18 protein-coding genes and 1 tRNA gene are annotated in these 15,544 nt (G+C 54.5%); 12 read left to right on the forward strand and 7 right to left on the reverse strand.

Annotation, left to right across the window (positions count from 1 at the left end; genetic code table 11):
• Positions 1-114: 114 nt before the first annotated feature.
• Both AC2FFD_RS05275 and AC2FFD_RS05280 read left to right on the forward strand, forming a co-directional pair.
• On the forward strand, positions 115-501 hold the full coding sequence (locus AC2FFD_RS05275; RefSeq protein ID WP_496872299.1) for a hypothetical protein: 387 nt from the start codon (positions 115-117) through the stop codon (positions 499-501).
• Between the two features lie 39 nt (positions 502-540).
• Positions 541-834 (forward strand): MerR family transcriptional regulator, encoded by a 294-nt coding sequence (locus AC2FFD_RS05280; protein ID WP_496872302.1) that lies wholly within the window; start codon positions 541-543, stop codon positions 832-834.
• A gap of 74 nt (positions 835-908) precedes the next feature.
• On the opposite strand, the gene AC2FFD_RS05285 is transcribed toward AC2FFD_RS05280, so the two are convergent.
• The 5 genes from AC2FFD_RS05285 to AC2FFD_RS05305 form a co-directional block, all read right to left on the reverse strand.
• Positions 909-1,223 (reverse strand): helix-turn-helix domain-containing protein, encoded by a 315-nt coding sequence (locus tag AC2FFD_RS05285; protein WP_496872303.1) that lies wholly within the window; start codon positions 1,221-1,223, stop codon positions 909-911.
• Positions 1,220-1,594, reverse strand: coding sequence for a type II toxin-antitoxin system RelE/ParE family toxin (locus AC2FFD_RS05290; protein ID WP_496872305.1), 375 nt, complete (start codon positions 1,592-1,594; stop codon positions 1,220-1,222). The genes AC2FFD_RS05285 and AC2FFD_RS05290 overlap by 4 nt, the downstream gene beginning before the upstream one ends.
• A gap of 165 nt (positions 1,595-1,759) precedes the next feature.
• On the reverse strand, positions 1,760-2,104 hold the full coding sequence (locus tag AC2FFD_RS05295) for a hypothetical protein (protein ID WP_496872306.1): 345 nt from the start codon (positions 2,102-2,104) through the stop codon (positions 1,760-1,762).
• Positions 2,105-2,149: 45 nt separating this feature from the next.
• Entirely contained in the window at positions 2,150-2,440 is a 291-nt protein-coding gene (locus AC2FFD_RS05300) for a hypothetical protein (protein ID WP_496872308.1), read from the reverse strand.
• Complete coding sequence (locus AC2FFD_RS05305; protein WP_496872310.1) at positions 2,437-2,658, reverse strand: helix-turn-helix domain-containing protein; 222 nt, start codon at positions 2,656-2,658, stop codon at positions 2,437-2,439. The genes AC2FFD_RS05300 and AC2FFD_RS05305 overlap by 4 nt, the downstream gene beginning before the upstream one ends.
• A 128-nt stretch (positions 2,659-2,786) precedes the next feature.
• Between AC2FFD_RS05305 and AC2FFD_RS05310 the strand changes: the two genes are divergently transcribed.
• The 3 genes from AC2FFD_RS05310 to AC2FFD_RS05320 are packed head-to-tail and all read left to right on the forward strand — an operon-like array spanning position 2,787 to position 4,258.
• Positions 2,787-3,353, forward strand: coding sequence for a hypothetical protein (locus AC2FFD_RS05310; RefSeq protein WP_496872311.1), 567 nt, complete (start codon positions 2,787-2,789; stop codon positions 3,351-3,353).
• Between the two features lie 12 nt (positions 3,354-3,365).
• Positions 3,366-3,725 (forward strand): hypothetical protein, encoded by a 360-nt coding sequence (locus AC2FFD_RS05315; protein ID WP_496872312.1) that lies wholly within the window; start codon positions 3,366-3,368, stop codon positions 3,723-3,725.
• A gap of 11 nt (positions 3,726-3,736) precedes the next feature.
• The gene (locus tag AC2FFD_RS05320; RefSeq protein ID WP_496872314.1) at positions 3,737-4,258 is read left to right on the forward strand and encodes a hypothetical protein; all 522 of its coding nucleotides are present in this window, start codon (positions 3,737-3,739) and stop codon (positions 4,256-4,258) included.
• 208 nt (positions 4,259-4,466) lie between these two features.
• Here AC2FFD_RS05320 and AC2FFD_RS05325 read toward each other — a convergent pair whose 3' ends face one another.
• Together AC2FFD_RS05325 and AC2FFD_RS05330 are read right to left on the reverse strand one after the other, a co-directional pair.
• Positions 4,467-4,862 (reverse strand): hypothetical protein, encoded by a 396-nt coding sequence (locus tag AC2FFD_RS05325; RefSeq protein WP_496872317.1) that lies wholly within the window; start codon positions 4,860-4,862, stop codon positions 4,467-4,469.
• Between the two features lie 662 nt (positions 4,863-5,524).
• Positions 5,525-5,609 (reverse strand) — tRNA-Leu (locus AC2FFD_RS05330).
• Positions 5,610-6,341: 732 nt separating this feature from the next.
• Here AC2FFD_RS05330 and AC2FFD_RS05335 point away from each other — a divergent pair.
• From AC2FFD_RS05335 to AC2FFD_RS05365, 7 genes are all read left to right on the forward strand, one after another.
• Positions 6,342-6,863: a hypothetical protein gene (locus AC2FFD_RS05335; RefSeq protein ID WP_254439997.1), complete on the forward strand. Its 522-nt coding sequence runs from the start codon at positions 6,342-6,344 to the stop codon at positions 6,861-6,863.
• Positions 6,864-6,865: 2 nt separating this feature from the next.
• A complete protein-coding gene (locus tag AC2FFD_RS05340) occupies positions 6,866-8,878 on the forward strand; it encodes a dynamin family protein (RefSeq protein WP_170345366.1) in 2,013 nt (670 codons plus the stop codon).
• A gap of 8 nt (positions 8,879-8,886) precedes the next feature.
• Positions 8,887-10,638 (forward strand): dynamin family protein, encoded by a 1,752-nt coding sequence (locus tag AC2FFD_RS05345; RefSeq protein ID WP_496872320.1) that lies wholly within the window; start codon positions 8,887-8,889, stop codon positions 10,636-10,638.
• A gap of 82 nt (positions 10,639-10,720) precedes the next feature.
• A complete protein-coding gene (locus AC2FFD_RS05350) occupies positions 10,721-11,092 on the forward strand; it encodes a hypothetical protein (RefSeq protein ID WP_480684903.1) in 372 nt (123 codons plus the stop codon).
• A gap of 23 nt (positions 11,093-11,115) precedes the next feature.
• Positions 11,116-11,988 (forward strand): hypothetical protein, encoded by an 873-nt coding sequence (locus tag AC2FFD_RS05355; protein ID WP_480684904.1) that lies wholly within the window; start codon positions 11,116-11,118, stop codon positions 11,986-11,988.
• A 68-nt stretch (positions 11,989-12,056) separates the two neighbouring features.
• The gene (locus tag AC2FFD_RS05360) at positions 12,057-14,099 is read left to right on the forward strand and encodes a dynamin family protein (protein ID WP_480684905.1); all 2,043 of its coding nucleotides are present in this window, start codon (positions 12,057-12,059) and stop codon (positions 14,097-14,099) included.
• The gene (locus AC2FFD_RS05365; RefSeq protein ID WP_496872325.1) at positions 14,096-15,382 is read left to right on the forward strand and encodes a dynamin family protein; all 1,287 of its coding nucleotides are present in this window, start codon (positions 14,096-14,098) and stop codon (positions 15,380-15,382) included. The genes AC2FFD_RS05360 and AC2FFD_RS05365 overlap by 4 nt, the downstream gene beginning before the upstream one ends.
• Positions 15,383-15,544: the final 162 nt, after the last annotated feature.

Consider the following 15,544-nt stretch of genomic DNA (forward strand, 5'->3'; position numbering starts at 1 on the left):
CACTGGCTACCTCGTTCATAACTTTGGGGCGGAGTCGCACGTTTGTTGAAGTAGGAGCTAGGTGCAAGCCGATCCTGGTCGTTTAACAATTGTAAAAGTGAATTGGAGGACTGCATGGGAGCAACTGAAGCTCTATTGCTAATCGGCTTTGTGATTGTCGTGATTGTCGTCGTCCTTGTTAAGGAGCAACGCCTCCAAGACCCTGACAGGCTGGACACAATATACGTCGATCAGATGCGTGAAGTTTGTGAACTGGCTGACGGCCCAGTTGTTGCCGCGCTAACTCGACAGTCGGGCAATTTGTATCGAGAACTCGGCGGGTTCGATAGCGCCTCAGAGGCCTTGCATGAGATTGAGAAGTCCTTTCGGCGCGGTCGAATAGAAAGCATCTACGTTCAAACTAACACTGACCGGCGGTTCGAGGTGATTAGGCTGCACCATTCCCACGGCGGTAAAGCAGAGGGGAAGAAACTCGGCGGGGCCATTATCGAGATAGCATAAGTACATCTGCATTCAGCGACGATCCTATAAGGTAAACGAATGACCAAACTTTTGACCATCGAACAAGCCGCCAAGGTCCTCAACGTACCGAAGGGTTCGCTGCGCGCTGCGGCAGAAGAACACGGGTTTCTAATTCGCATAGGTAAGGCCGTTCGAATTGACCAGGACCAACTGGGGGACTTGGTTGAGAAGTGCAAAGTGCCGCCAATACCACGCGCACCTCAGGAAACCAGAAACCTACGCCACAGCTACGTGGAGCCCATTGTGATCCGCTATACCAAGGGTGCAGAGGAAGTCGCCGAAGAGCTCAAGAAAAAAGGGCGGAAGACCTAGAAAGCAGAGCGTACCTATCGAAAAGAAAAACCCCGCCGGAGCGGGGCTGTAAGCCAGTAAGCGGTGCTTATTGTTCAGGCTGCTTTTTCGCTTTCCCTTACAGCCTTGGAAAGCATTTCCGCCAGTTCGGCGGGGCAGCTTTGGATCAGCATCAGATATGCCCTTACACCCCCCAGAGGCCTAGAGCGATGCTGTTCCCAGTTTTTGATTTGGTCTATTGTGAAGCCAAAAGTGGCAGCGAAGTCCTCTTGTGACATTTTAGTGCCCTTACGGACAGCCTTCACATCGATATCAGCGGGGATAAAGGTTTTTGCAGCGGCAACGTCACCGCGCGCAATGCTGCGCGCCTCTTTGGCGGCACTGATTAAGCGATCCCCTATTTTAGTCATGATGCTCTCCCGACCTTTTTGATTTGTTTCTTTACGTTTTCTCTGTAGTCCTCGGCCATACCTTCAAGGATAGACTTTAAGACGTTCCTTTCACTTTTCGACAAGTTTATCTTGTCACTCTTCGCAAACACATCCAGCAAGAACACTGGAATGTCATCGGCAGCGTAGTACGTGATAACGCGAACCCCGCCACTTTTTCCTTTGTTCCGTAAAGGGAAGCGCAGCTTTCTTGCTCCGCCCGTTCCCGAAATCAAATCCCCCGCCTTTGGGTTGCGCGATAAATACACGATGATATCGTGTACATCGTCTTCCGTCAGACCTATTTCTTTTGCGCCTCTAGCGAACGCTTCCGTTTCGATTACTGTATGCACTGCTTCGACCTCGCCTACTATGTAACCTACATAGTGTAAATAGGCGGTTCATTCAATGTCTACTGTGTATAATACGTACTTTTGTCATTTTTGTGGCAAACGACCGTTGAACCTCCTTTCCAGCTTCAAGCCAGGGTCGCTGGTCTTGTCTATGAACACCAGCAATCAGGACTCCCTGAAGCCCCGCACTGCCCACCAAAGAGCGGTGCCGAAAAGTAAGACAAACAGGCTCATAACCGGGCCAACGGCTGTAAATTCTTTCATAACCGTCTTACTGCGCTCAACTTTCTCGTCCTCGCGCTCCAAAAGTTCAATATGCACGCGCCAAAGCGCTTCGTCCGCATTCTCCGACTTTACAGCCTTAGCGGCATTAGCAGCAGATACCGCTGCTGAATACGCGCGGCGATACTCGAAGAACGCTTCGTCCGGTCGCATAGCTACAAACCAAAATGAAATCCAAATAACGGAAAGCACTAACCAAAGGCGAAAACAACCTCGGCTGACATTCATGTCATCTCCTTACACTTTCGTTTTCGTGGCTTCTCGAGTGCCACTTTAAAACCTGTCCTTTGGCTTACCAATCCTAGATGGAATCTGTCTCAATCGCTTATCGATGGTCCTCTTTTGCGGCTTATGTTCCGCCAGTACTTTTCGACCTCGGTCCGTAATGCAGTAGCGCAAAGTGTCGTCGATAAATCCTTCGTTGAAACGTGCAATGTGCCCACGGCGTTCTAAGTCCTTCAGAGTTTCAAGTGACACGCGGTGTATCTGGGCCGCATACTCCCACGCCACGAGTGAAAGCGCCTTGAGCGCTTTAGCTTCAACAGGCTTTAGTTGTTCTGTCATTTGTCATTTTCCCTGACCAGAACCACACCCGGACCATTGGCTGTGTCTCCATTATCCAAGAACTGAATACCATGGGCCTCTAGGGCTTTGCGCACTGCCTCTGCGTTGCTGTGCTGCATCCCGCCTTTCTCAGTCTCAAAGCGGTTGATGGTGGTGAATGAAACACCAGCAATATCCGCTAGCTCTCTGGTCCCAATTCTAAGGGCATTTCTGGCCATTCTAAGCTGCTCAGGCGTCATTGTGCAAACCTCGTATGCAAAAGTGCTAACAGGGTATTGACAATATGCGTACCCTGTACTTAAAATTAATACACAGTACGCAAAACAGCAAGGTAAGGGTTTCCGCCATGTATGACCGCCAGAACATCATGAACCGCGCATGGGCCATTATGGCGGGTCGCAAGTTTCACCGGGTTATCTGGCGCAACGCACTGTGGCAGGCATGGGACGAAGCAAAGGAAGCTGTTCGCCGCGCCAGCATGACCGAAGCGGATCACATTCGCGTAGCCATGAACCTGCTGCAAAACAAGGATACATGGACGCAGGCAGACTATCGCAAGCATGACGAACTGGTATTGGCCCTGCGCGTTGCGCTGGACCATGAGGCCAAGGCAAAGGATTACGCGGAAAAGCGCGACCTGATTGCCAAGGCAAAAGGCCGGTTCGTTTCCATCACCTTCACCAAGAAAGACGGGACCGCGCGCACCATGCGTGTGCAACCCGCCACCCTGCATCAGCACGTCAAAGGCGATGCAGCAACCAAAGCGGCCCGCGCGGCCACCAAGACCCGCGCACGTCGCCACCCGCACCTTCTGCCCGTCTGGGACACTGAGGCACAGGCCCCGCGCTCTGTGAATCTCGCAACCGTGTCCCGGATCGCCGCAGACGGACACGTTCACCATTTCACTCAATAATAGGAGCCATTCATGATTGACCGCCGCACATTCATCACATCAGCACCACCCGCCGTTGCCGCGCTTTCGGCTGGTAGTGCTGCCACCGCAGGCAACCCGGACCCTCACGTTGAATGGGTGCGCCGCTGGACCGAACTTCGCGACGAAATGGACAGCGAGCTCGGTGTATTGTCCCTCTCTGATCCGCGCTGGGCCGAGGTTTACGACCTTGAGGAAAAGGCTGTTGGCACACTGGCAACGACAATCGAAGGCGTCACCGCACAGGCCAAAATGGCTGCGCACCCAAGCTTCGGCCTCAATGACGAAACCAGCCCGGACAACGATTGTGTTCTGATCCGATCCATGGCCGCCGCCCTGCAATCCCTGACCTGAGAGGATAAACGATGAAACAGTTTCACCGCCGTGCACTTTTAAAATCCAGCATACCAGCACTTGCTGTTGCTACGGCCCTCGGTGCAGCTGCACCCAAAGGCGACCCAGAGCATTGGTCCCAGCTGACCGCAGAGCAAGACAGGCGCTTGCTCGAGGCTCTTAAGGCCCTGCGCAAAGCCACAGGGCTGACGATGGATCAATGGGCGGACTGGCTAAATGGCCTACCGGTGCCCGAAGTTGAGCGGATCGCAGACAACGCCATCAAGGCGAAATCGGCAACAATTTCCGATTTACCCGATGCCCAGATGCTCCACCATGTTCTCGAGTTGGAGCGCCTGATGCGTGATACGTTCCCTGACGGCGCAAGGATGAAGGGGTTTCAGTTCTCATTTGCAGGCGATGAACTACAAAAGAGCAGTATCTGGGCTTCCGCCATTTCGTCTGACTATACCCTATTGCACATGCGGCCCGGGTTATTTGAGGGATTCCGTGAACAGCACGTTAATACCGCGAAGATGGGCGATGGTATCTGACATTGCATAAGTCGGCTGATCCGGGACGACGCGGAACGGCTGCTGGGCAAAGTGGATATCTAGACAGTCCCAGCCTCACACCTGCTGAGAGGCCGCCCTTGAACCGGGCGGCTTTCTTCTTCTCCTATGTCCGCTGAGAGCTCAACGCACCGGGGGTTCAAGGAACAACCGTTGGCGCACAGATCGAACAGGCGGTCTAGCAGATGCTTCACGCAATTCGACCCCTTGATTTGAAAAATGCTCTTATTCCGTAGAGCATCGCCGCCGTACACGCGATTTGGTAAACGTACACCCAGCCAGGGGCAAACCCAGAAGAAGCAAGGGATATCAAATTCACCAATACGCCAAGAGAAACTAGTCCTACCATCCAAGGGAACACTGAAGACATGTCAAGCGAGGAAAAGAACGAGTAAACAGCAATCATAATTGCTGCGATTGCCATTGCCTCCAACGGAATCCCTATAGCCATTGCGCCAACGATATCGTTGAGCGTGCGCGCACCCGAGTAAGTAAAGGCTGCAAGAATATGGGAGGCTACATTGCCCAAAAAACCTGCCAGCAACCAAACGCCAACATACTTCCAAGTTGAGGGCGAATCTGTCATGAAGTTTTCCAATCTCTCGTTTCACAAATCACTTCGCACTATGCCAACAGTGTAATAACCGAACGTCGGTTGGCCAAAAGGAATTTTCTAGTAAAATCAAATTGAATGGCTTTGGTAGCTCCATCTGAGGGACCCATTAGCCGTTACACGCACAACCAACTCCTTTGTGGCAGGTATAGCTCCGATTGATGCAGCTATTCCCGCAAGCCTTACCCTTGCGGCACACTTTGCAACACGCGGCGTTGTAGACCTTCGCGTCTTGTTTGCGGCTCAAAAGGTTCCAAAAGGATTCAGTAGCTAGTGTCGTTTTGCCTGGTTCTTTGTGCTGATTCTGACCAAATGCAACTGTGGATGAAAGGAAAAGTGCAGACAGGCAGAGTAAAAAAAGGTGCTTCACAAACATTCTCCGTTAACAATGTGTTAACATTTGCATGGCTACGCAGAGTTTGGAAAAGGCATTTTCAAGGTATCTTTCTGACACTTCGACTAAAGCGATTTAGGGGCAAAGCATGAGAGGCCTCAAAGTTATGTCCGCGGATTGTGGCTGGATTTCGCGCCGAACAAAGCTGTGGCACCAAAACTAAATGATAGGGCTCTTAGTGGGTCTGGCTTAGTTTATAAACTACCAAGTTATTGTTTTTATTGTACTTTACGTAAATTTTTGGTGCGGGTGGAGGGACTTGAACCCCCACGCCTTGCGGCGCCAGAACCTAAATCTGGTGCGTCTACCAATTTCGCCACACCCGCATCCAAGCGCATTAGCGCTGAATTGAAGCGGTCAATAACAAAGCTTGCATCGGAGTGCGAGAGGGAAAATTCCAGGAGTTTAAAGTTTGTGACTTGCCAAGCTGTCTGGTCGAAAACTGCAACCTGTTTTCGACCTTGTTGATACAGCAAGCAACAAAACAGCCGCGAAACCAGAGGCGTCTGACCCCCCCTTGCAACTGGTTTGCAAGCAGCTGTATGACGTTGCTTTTCCGCTTTTGGGTCACAGGTTGACGCTCGGCACAGTTAAGCCGGTCAAAAACGCGCTAACGTTGAATAAACGCCAGAACTACAGGTCGAAACTTGTGCCTCCAAAAGTGGTGGAGAATCAGAGTTCAACGGACCAGAGTTGGTGCAGTCTGATCCGGAAAACCGTCGCAGACTGTGATGCTGGATCTGCCCGGGCACATGGCTCCATCCGCCAGATTCGGTGCTTTCAGAAAAGCAGCGCAACTTAAATATCTGTTTTTATTTGAAAGTATGAAGCCAACAGGCTTTCAACCCTCAATTCATTCGAATGGACCTTAAAAGACATCAGCTTTGCCCATTTGACTGTGCCGACTATGCCTGCATACAAGCTTGCCAGACGTTTCACGGTCTGTTCTGCCGCTTTGAAATACTCGCGTCGGTTGAGGCATTCTTATGCGAGGTCGACCACATTGCCGCCACAATTCAACCGCTAAAAAATCTTATTCGCGCCAAAATAACACCGCCTTGAAGGTACTTGTTGTTTATCAGGAGTTAATGAGTCTTTTTGCCACTTTGGCACCGGTACGAGTTTTTTTGCTCAACTCCAATACAAGGCTTTCTGCTGTGACCGATTTGAATCCCTCCGCTGCCGCCGAGCAAGAAGCCGTCTTCTTCGCTCGTGAGAGTTTCCTTGGTGAGCTCAAGACTCTGAATCGCGACCATCCGACCACAGGCTTTGGCATTTCCCTTCGAACGCATTCGGGTGAACATTATCTGCTTGCGAACGCCCGCATGCCGTTACCCGCCGCAAAATCCGAAGGTTTCCCGACCGGGCGCCGCGTTGCATGCCTCGAAAACGGCGACCGCTTCAGCTCGATCGAAGTTCTGGCCGATTCCAAATCGTACGAGACCATTTCACCCCGGGCCGAAGCCGAAATACTGGGCAATGCATTGGACCTGATCGCGCGAATCGACACTCTGACAAGCGTTCCGGCGGGGCGTGTTGCACACGAACCCCAAATTGCTGCAACGGGAACCGGAGGTTAAGTATGGCGCGCAACGATCACCTTTTGTCTGTAGGCAACGAAGCACTGGCACCGATGACGGCGACCATGGCTTCACTGACGGCTCAGATTGATCAACTGACTGAGGTGGCTGATGCGCGCTCCTCGGCACGGCTGGCGACCCTCAAGACCCGGATGGAAAATTTTACCGCCAGCGTCACGATGGTGGGCCAGGTCAAGGCCGGAAAATCCTCGATCGTCAATATTCTTGCCGGGCGCCCTGGCCTGCTTCCGTCAGACGTCAACCCGTGGACGTCGGTGGTTACGACCCTGAACATCAACACGCGCCCGCCCGGTGATACAAAGGCCAAGTTCACGTTTTTCGAGCAGGAAGAATGGGACAACCTGATGGTCGGCGGCGGTCGTCTTGGTGAATTGGCCAATCGCGCCGGCGCAGATGACGAGATGGAAGACATCCGCCGTCAGATCGGTGAAATGAAGGCCAAGTCAGAGGAACGTCTTGGCAAGCATTTCGACCTGATCCTGGGCCAAAGTCATCAGTATGATCATTTCGATGAGGAACTGATTCAGCGCTATGTCTGCCTGGGCGATGAAGATGATCCCGATATTGATCCAAAAACGGGCCGGTTTGCCGATGTTACCAAATCAGCCGAACTGTATATGGACATTCCGCAATACCCCATCGCGCTGAAACTGTGCGACACACCCGGTGTGAACGATACGTTCATGGTGCGCGAACAAATCACGCTGCGCAGCCTGCGCGGATCTGAAGTCTGCGTTGTGGTGTTGGCGGCAAGCCAGGCCCTGACGACGATGGACATGGCCCTGATGCGCATTATCGCGCAGTTCGAGAACCGGCAGATCATCCTGTTCGTCAACCGGATCGACGAACTTTCCGATCCTGTGAAACAGGTGCCAGAGATCCGTGACCGCATTCAGGACACGCTGAAACAGAACAATATCGACACCAATACCAGCGTCGTTTTTGGCAGCGCGTTGTGGGCCGAAGCGGCGTTGACCGGGAACCCGGATATTCTGACAGAAGAGTCGCGCCAGGCTTTGAATACGTTCTACCTGGCGGCCGGTTTCGGTGATCAGGCGGCCTCGCTCGACAAAATCTGGGCGCTTTCCGGTCTGCCCGATCTGCTGCTGGCCATGAATGAGCGCATTGCGGAAGGTGCCGGAGCGCGCCTGATGGACCGCGTCCGCCATCGGGCCCGTAACATTGCCAGTCAGATCCGCGCGACTGCGGTTGCCAAGAATCTGTCGGAAGGCGAAGGCGTTGCACGGGATCTTGACGGCGTGTCGCCCGAAGAAGCGATAAACACGGTGTCAGCTGAATACGAAAAGAAAGCAGCCGAGTTGACAAATGCGTTGCGCGGCAAAGTGTTGGAGCGTCTGAAGTCAGCCGAGGACAATTTCGTCAAACGCGCGACGGACTCTCTGATCGCGCATCTTGAAAAAAATGGCGAACAAGGCACGTGGCAATACGATCCCGCAGGTTTGCGGACGTTGCAAAAGGCTGCCTATTTCAGTTTTGCCCGCGCCATGCGAAAAGACGCCGGGGCGTTGTATGCAACCGCCGCTGCGGATGTTGAGGCGCTTTATCACAAAATACTTGGCAACCATCTGGGCGAATTCAGCATCGAAGCACCCATTGTTCCCCGTGTTCCGCCACCTCTGGGTATCGGCCGGACGATTGCACTGGACTTGCAAAGCACTTGGTGGCGACGTTGGTGGCAACGCCGAAAGGGGTTTGAGGCATACGCGGCGGATTACACGCGGCTGATCGCGTCCGAGGCAAATTCGATCACCAAGGATATCGAGGAAAACCAGATTGCAGCGGTGCTGGAAAACGTCCGTGCGATTCTTACGGATTTCCTGCGTGAGCAGAAGGAAACCCTGCTGAGCATCTCGTCTGCTGCCGACAAGAATCCGGGTCAGACTGCGGCAGCGATGGCGGGTTTGCAGCCTCAGAAATCCAAGGACGAGATTCTGGGCGACATACTGAAAGATCTAAGCAACGAAGCGGCATAAGTAGAAAAATGGCAAAAGATACACAAACACGCTTTGTTTCACCGAAGGCATGGGAACGCATCGAGCAGTGGTCCCGCCGCAAGCCGGTTTTCGCCCTGATGGGCGAATTCAGCGCCGGGAAGTCCACGTTGATGAACTTTTTGCTGCGGACGCAGACCTTGCCGACGCAGGTGACGGCAACCCAGTTGCCACCGGTCTGGTTTAGCTGGGGCAATCAGGCGCCCTATATCAAACGTCATGATGGAAGTATCGAACTGATCGAGCTGGATCAGCTTGAAACCGTTGGCGTCAATGACGCACAGTTCATTCGTATCTTCCTTGAGGCCGATATTCTGGAAGCTGTCGACCTGATCGACACGCCCGGTATTTCGGATCCCAAGATCTCGACGGATGTATGGCAACGTGCGGTGGGTCAGGCAAACGGCGTCTTGTGGTGTACCCACGCGACACAAGCCTGGCGCGAAACCGAACGCGCGACATGGGTTTCCCTGCCCGAACGGTTGCAGCACAATTCTTTGCTTTTGGTGACGCGGGCAGATGCCCTGAGCCTCAAAGACCGCCAAAAAGTACTGCGCCGCGTTAACCGCGAGGCGGGTCACCTGTTCAATCGGTCCATTCTGTTCTCGGCTCGCGACGCGATCACTGCCCGGGACAAGACAGGCGATGCCGAGATGTGGTCACGCAGCGGCGGAGGCAAGATGATCGACAGCTTCCTGGAGATCACGGAACAGATTATGGACAACCGCGCCGACCAGCTGGCTCGGTACCAGATCGACAAGAGCCAGGCCGACGCACCCAAAGTCAAACCTTTGCGCCCTGCCCGTTCATCAAACGAGCCGACAGCCAAAGACGAAGCCACACCCTTGAGGTTGGTAAACCCGCTTGAGTCCGCCGGGCAGTCGAACGCTGAAGGCGAAACAGTTGTAACCAGCTTCCCGGTACGGCCTGCCCGGGTCGAGCGGCGCTCGGATGAGGCCGAGCGGGTTCGGATCGATGCGGAAGAGGCTGAACGGCTGCGCGCAGAGATGACGTCAGAGCCGGTACCGTTGCCCGTTGAACCCGACACAAGCGATGATCTGCGTTCCTTGTTCAAGGACACGTCGAACGATCCGCTGGAATTGACGAATGTCGCGGGCCTTGAGGATGACGAAGACGAATTCGAGCTGTCCGTTGACGCCGATCTGGAAGACTCATTGGATGATGCCCCGAGCGCCCTGGAGGATGCTGAAATCAGCCCCGCGCCTCTTGCGGCTGTTGACGAGTCCGATGATGTGATCGCCTCGCTGAACACTTCGATGCAAGAGACCTCGATCGTGCCGGATGGGGAAGACGAGGAATCCAAGCAGGCCGATTTGGCGGAAGATCGCGGCATAGAGGTTTCCGTATCCTCGATCACGGCATTGATGGCCGCGCAAACCGGCAACAATGCGGATGACTATGAGCCGGAACCCGAAACCAGCGGTTTGATCGAAGCGGCCACCACCGAACAGGTTGATGCAGTTGAAAGAAACGTTGCCACGCTGGGTGGCCTGCCCGAAGTTGCGGTTGGATCGCCCCTCAGCGCGTCGGATATGTGGCAGGAGGTTTCGAGAAATGAAGACCTGCCGCAGGATGCAGAAGGGCTGAAGAACGTATTCAAGGCTTTTCTGGCCGAGTTCGATCAGATCGCCATAGAACACAACGAAAAGCAGACCAAAGAGGCACTTCGAGCCATTCCGAAAGCCAAAGAAAACAGCGGCGCTGAATGGCATGTATTGTAAGGGCGCCCGAATCGAAGTAGTGAGAAACTAATAAATGAAAACAATGGCTTAGATGTCTATTCAAACCGCACTGAACTCCGCCATGGAAACGATACCCGACTGTATTGCAGCCGGGTATATCGACATGGAGACAGGGATGCTTTTGGGCAGCTCTGTTTCTGATCCTGACTGCGCGGATTCGTTGGATGTTTTGGCGGTGGCTGTGGCCAATCTGTTTCAGGGGCAAGGGGTTGCAGCCTTTGAAGCGCTCTTGCGTCAGGCTGGTAGTGCGGACGAAGAAAACGCTGGTTTCGGGGAAGTCGCCGTTTTTTTCAAGGATAGGCTGAACATCTTTTTGCGGACCAAGGAATATCCTGATCATGTGGTCTGCTACATCTGTCGCAACAGTGCGAATGTCGGACTGGCGCTTACCAAATCACATCTCAGTCTGGGGCCGGTCGCGGCTGCGGTTTGAACGGGACCAGAGGGGGTCACGGCATGATGGACACGGACATTCTCGACCTGCTTGAAGATATCAGGCGGACCTCGGTCGCACGGCTGTCTCCGACCGTAAGGATCGCAGGGGAAACAGCGGCCGCGCGCCGGTCTGCGGTATTGCGGGCAATCCGCGGCACAGTATTGCCACGCCGGTTGGAATTTACCGCCGCAAACGGGGATTGTCTGGCAATCGAGGTGAACAGCTCTCGGATCACGGATGTCTTCAAGGTACCGGCAGGTGAGGTTCCGGACTTTGAAACGGAACCACGCGCCGAACTGATCGAGAAGCTGGCTGGATTGGTGTCGGAGATCTCGGCCTCGCCTGCCCCGCTTGAGTTGACGTCGGGCAGGCCGGACACAGCGCTTGAAGTGGATGAGGTAGGTATCACCTTCAGCGAAATCGAGAACGCCTGCGCCGCCATCGAGCTTCCGTCCGAACCGATTGTATCCGTCGTCCCGAGCACTGAGAAACCTGTTGATGACTTTCCGCCCGCCGAGGCAACTCCTGATGCAGCGGAAACACTTCCCCAACGTTTTTTTGAAGCGTCGAGCCGCTTCGCCTCGGGGCGTGTGTTCGTGGACAGGTCGGACGAAGCCGCACCGCTTTTGGAAGGCGTATGCAAGCCATCTGAGCCGATGTATCCCGACCAGGAAACGCTGGCCCGTTTTGTGGCTGATCTTGCCGGCTGGGATGGTGATTCTCAGCATGAGAGTGAAGACCCGCAACTGATTGTCATGCGGCCATCGGGCGGTAAAGGGGCCGGTCTGGCCGTCTTGAGCGACGGTGGTCAGATCGCGGTCGCCATCCACGAAGCCCGCAAACTGGGGGCGGTCGTCAATCTGTGGACCTCTTTGCAGGAGGCAGAGAAATGATTGCCTCCGTTGAATTCAAATTTTCGACTACTTCAATCTGTTTTTTATTGTAGCCAGGGTAATGAGTAATGAGTGAAACACATCGCCGCGAACTTATTCGCATAGCAGAAGAAATGAACGGGATCAGCAACGATGAAACGCGCCAGTTCATTTCCCGCATCATTGGTGATCTTAGCAATCTGAAACCGTCAATTGCGTTTGTCGGGCAAATCAAGGCTGGAAAGTCGCGTCTGATCAACGGCTTCACCGGTCAGGCAGAGTATTTGCCTTCGGATGTCAACCCGTGGACAACTGTTATCACCGATATGCACTTCGGGCACCCGTCCGGCAGGACGCAAGGTGCCGAATTCCATTTCTTCGACAATTACCAATGGCAATCGCTGATCGCCGAAGGTGAAGAACTGCGCAACATGTTTCCCGATGACGAGGACAGTTACAAGCGCGAGATGATCGAGGAACAGGTCGAGGCCATGAAGGTCCGGGCGCGTCGGCGTCTGGGTGACAGCTATGAGCAGCTGCTGGGCCAACAGCACGATCTGGACGAACTGACGTCAGATGACCTGGCCAGATATGTCTGTGCCGGGGATGATCCGTCCGAGGACGGGGCTTTGGATCCGGGCAGTGATCGCGGGCTTTACAGCGACATCACCCGCAAGGCCGAGGTCTATTTTGAATTGGGCCATTTTCCGTTTCCACTGACGGTTACTGACACGCCCGGCGTGAATGACCCTCTGCTGATCCGCGAAGAAATTTCACGACAGTATCTGAAGGAATCCGATTTCTTTGTGGTGGTTCTGTCCGCGCATCAGGCATTGTCGCGCGCGGATCTGAAACTGTTCCGGTTGATGCAAGCGCTGGAACTTGGGCAGATCGTCGTGTTTATCAACCGAGTGGATGAACTGGGCGGCGGCGCCGAAGACGCTGCCAAGGTTCGTCTGGACGTATTGGACGGGTTGGAAAAGGCGCTCGGCAACTCGAACATCGATGTCCTGATGGGCAGCGCGCAATGGGCGCACTATGCTTTGACCGGTGATGAAACAGGGGTGAACCACGACCACGTTCTGGCATGGCTGCGCGCCCACCCGGAACAGATGCAGCAATACCTCAAGGGTGTGGCCGAGATCAAACAAGGCCCCGGACCGATCAGCCGCGAAGCGGTTCTGCGCTTTGCCGCAATGATCGCGTCCGGCCTGCCCGATCTGCGCCGTCATGTCACCCAGGCTTTGACGGACGGACCGATCAACGAACAGTTGCGGATGGCCTGGCAACATCTCGACAGCTTCGCGCGCGGAGAGCTTGAGCGCTCTCAGGTTCGTTTGCGGGCGCTTCAAGATGAAGACGGCTTGGATGTTCGAAATGCCGATGAAAGCGACAAGACACTTGGCGACCTGCGCAAGCTGATTGCTGAAAAAACGCAGGAGATCACGCGTGACATGGATGATGTCCTGTCGAATCTGCGCGGGGTCATGGATGACACTGTCTCGGAATCGGTGGCTATCGTTGTGCGCGGGCCGGACGGCCAGTCGCCTCTGCTGGCAAAAGGTGGAGAGACCGAGCTCAATTTTACACCATTGCGCGAACGTATGCGTGAACTGGTACAGGGGGCATCGCAAGTTGTTCGGCAGCGCATGCTCAGCGAGCTTTACGCGATCGACATGCATTGCAATGCCGCCTTGCGGGCATTGCCGGGATGGCAAGAGCCGGTCGACAATCGCATGAACACCAGTGCTGTACGTTGGTTCCGGCCGGACACCACCGCCCTGACCCGTGGCATTACCGTTGAATTGCGTGTAAACTGGTTGTCGCGTCTGATCTCGCGCAATAGCGTTGTGGCGCGTGCAGAACGGCTGATCGTGCAGGAATTCGAGCTGATCGGGGATGACCTGATCGACACGACTCGCGACGATCTGTTGGAACGGCTGAACACGGTTCTGGACCACTATATGGCCCTTCTGGCCGGTCATCTTGAACACCGTTCCAACTCAGGAGAACTGAACGCCCAGGCGGAGGCACAAGGTGCATTTGACAGGGCGCGTCGCATTGCAGCCGAGCTGGAGACGGTTTTTGGAACACCCGATGCGGATGAAAGACAAGCAAAGGCTGCGGAATGATTGAATTTCCCGGAACTGAAAAGGAAGTACGCCAACTGGAGCGCTTCCTGACCGCAACTGAAAACCTGACGCCGGACGCGGCGTTGGAGGATATGCGCGCGCGGGCTCTGTCCCACGCCGAACGTCTGTCAAATGCGGTCAATATCGGTTTCGCCGGGGAATTCGGCGCAGGCAAGTCAAGTCTGGCGAACATGCTGGCTGGCGCGGACATTCTGCCAACCGGCCCGCAGCATCTGAAATTGCCTCTGGTGATCGTCGCCTACGCGGAAGCGCCTGAAACGACTGTCGGTTGGTGGAACAGGGAGCCAAAGACCTATTCAGGCATAGTGCTGGAAAAAGCCGCCCAGGAAGAGCCCGATTTCATATCGGTCGGTATCAATACACCGGCTCTGAAGGAAATATCGCTATTTGATCTTCCGGGCTCGGGTGCTCTCGATGATACCTACAAGCCGACTTTGGATCTGCTGAAATTCGTCGATTGTGCCATCTGGTGCACAAATGGAACCAATGCCTGGCGCGAGACCGAGCGCCACCTGTGGTCCCAGGTGCCCCCCGAATTGCGGGCCAACAGCCTGCTGGCCGTTACACATGCTGATCTGCCACCGGTTCAGGGTGCCCTGGACCGCGTCCTTGCGCGTTTGAACAAGGAAAAGGAAGGAATGTTCCGCGCTGTTGTCCCAATTGGTACGCCGGTTGCGGTGCGTGCCATGGCGCAGGAGCCCGAGCCCGACTTTGCGCTTTGGGAAACCTGCGGCGGACAGAACCTTGCGGAACACGTGCTGGAAGCGGCCTCCGACCGGCGTCGCGGCGATCTCGAGGCTGCGCGGAAAGATTTGCAGCAGGACTTCCTGCCTTATCTTGAGGCGCTAAAGGGTGCAGAGCCAGAGCCTGTGTCGAATGATACCGCATCGATGCAGTCAACGCTGGAATCTGCCCTGCCCCCATTGAACAATCCCATTCTCGAGGACTGGCTGGCCGCAATAGCAAGCATCTATGAAGATTTACGGGAAACTTCTGACATCGAACCGGCCGTTTTTCTGAACAGCTGTCAGGAGATCGTCGAAGATTTTGCGGAACGGCTGGAACAAGGTGGCGAAATCGACCCCGAAGCTGATTGGATTCCTGCAGAATTTGAAAAGGCGACAGATTTGCTTTTGTTGCTGCAATTCGAAAGCGGAGACGCGCCGTTGAAGGACGCAATCAGCATTCTGGCGCAGCTGGGCGACAACCTTGCCTGGGCTGGTAGCACGGTTGCGGTAGCACAACCGAAGACCGGCACCTGACGTCTTCCCGTCAAGATTGAGCTGCATTGCAGCGATTCGAAGGGCCGAGGAATCGGCCCTTTATTGTTTCGAATTCGTGGACCAACACGCTTGATTTGGGGTTTCAGTTTTCAATTAGTCCATATCGCAGATCTATATGTAGTGGCCGCAACCCATCTGTGA

This window comes from Ruegeria sp. YTSC002 (genome assembly GCF_059609845.1).

Bases quoted from the DNA above. Each gene is read 5' to 3' on its own strand.
- AC2FFD_RS05275 (WP_496872299.1), top strand. From the start codon at position 115: ATGGGAGCAACTGAAGCTCTATTGCTAATCGGCTTTGTGATTGTCGTG.
- AC2FFD_RS05280 (WP_496872302.1), top strand. From the start codon at position 541: ATGACCAAACTTTTGACCATCGAACAAGCCGCCAAGGTCCTCAACGTA.
- AC2FFD_RS05285 (WP_496872303.1), bottom strand. From the start codon at position 1,223: ATGACTAAAATAGGGGATCGCTTAATCAGTGCCGCCAAAGAGGCGCGC.
- AC2FFD_RS05295 (WP_496872306.1), bottom strand. From the start codon at position 2,104: ATGAATGTCAGCCGAGGTTGTTTTCGCCTTTGGTTAGTGCTTTCCGTT.
- AC2FFD_RS05300 (WP_496872308.1), bottom strand. From the start codon at position 2,440: ATGACAGAACAACTAAAGCCTGTTGAAGCTAAAGCGCTCAAGGCGCTT.
- AC2FFD_RS05305 (WP_496872310.1), bottom strand. From the start codon at position 2,658: ATGGCCAGAAATGCCCTTAGAATTGGGACCAGAGAGCTAGCGGATATT.
- AC2FFD_RS05310 (WP_496872311.1), top strand. From the start codon at position 2,787: ATGTATGACCGCCAGAACATCATGAACCGCGCATGGGCCATTATGGCG.
- AC2FFD_RS05315 (WP_496872312.1), top strand. From the start codon at position 3,366: ATGATTGACCGCCGCACATTCATCACATCAGCACCACCCGCCGTTGCC.
- AC2FFD_RS05320 (WP_496872314.1), top strand. From the start codon at position 3,737: ATGAAACAGTTTCACCGCCGTGCACTTTTAAAATCCAGCATACCAGCA.
- AC2FFD_RS05325 (WP_496872317.1), bottom strand. From the start codon at position 4,862: ATGACAGATTCGCCCTCAACTTGGAAGTATGTTGGCGTTTGGTTGCTG.
- AC2FFD_RS05340 (WP_170345366.1), top strand. From the start codon at position 6,866: ATGGCGCGCAACGATCACCTTTTGTCTGTAGGCAACGAAGCACTGGCA.
- AC2FFD_RS05345 (WP_496872320.1), top strand. From the start codon at position 8,887: ATGGCAAAAGATACACAAACACGCTTTGTTTCACCGAAGGCATGGGAA.
- AC2FFD_RS05350 (WP_480684903.1), top strand. From the start codon at position 10,721: ATGGAAACGATACCCGACTGTATTGCAGCCGGGTATATCGACATGGAG.
- AC2FFD_RS05355 (WP_480684904.1), top strand. From the start codon at position 11,116: ATGATGGACACGGACATTCTCGACCTGCTTGAAGATATCAGGCGGACC.
- AC2FFD_RS05360 (WP_480684905.1), top strand. From the start codon at position 12,057: ATGAGTGAAACACATCGCCGCGAACTTATTCGCATAGCAGAAGAAATG.
- AC2FFD_RS05365 (WP_496872325.1), top strand. From the start codon at position 14,096: ATGATTGAATTTCCCGGAACTGAAAAGGAAGTACGCCAACTGGAGCGC.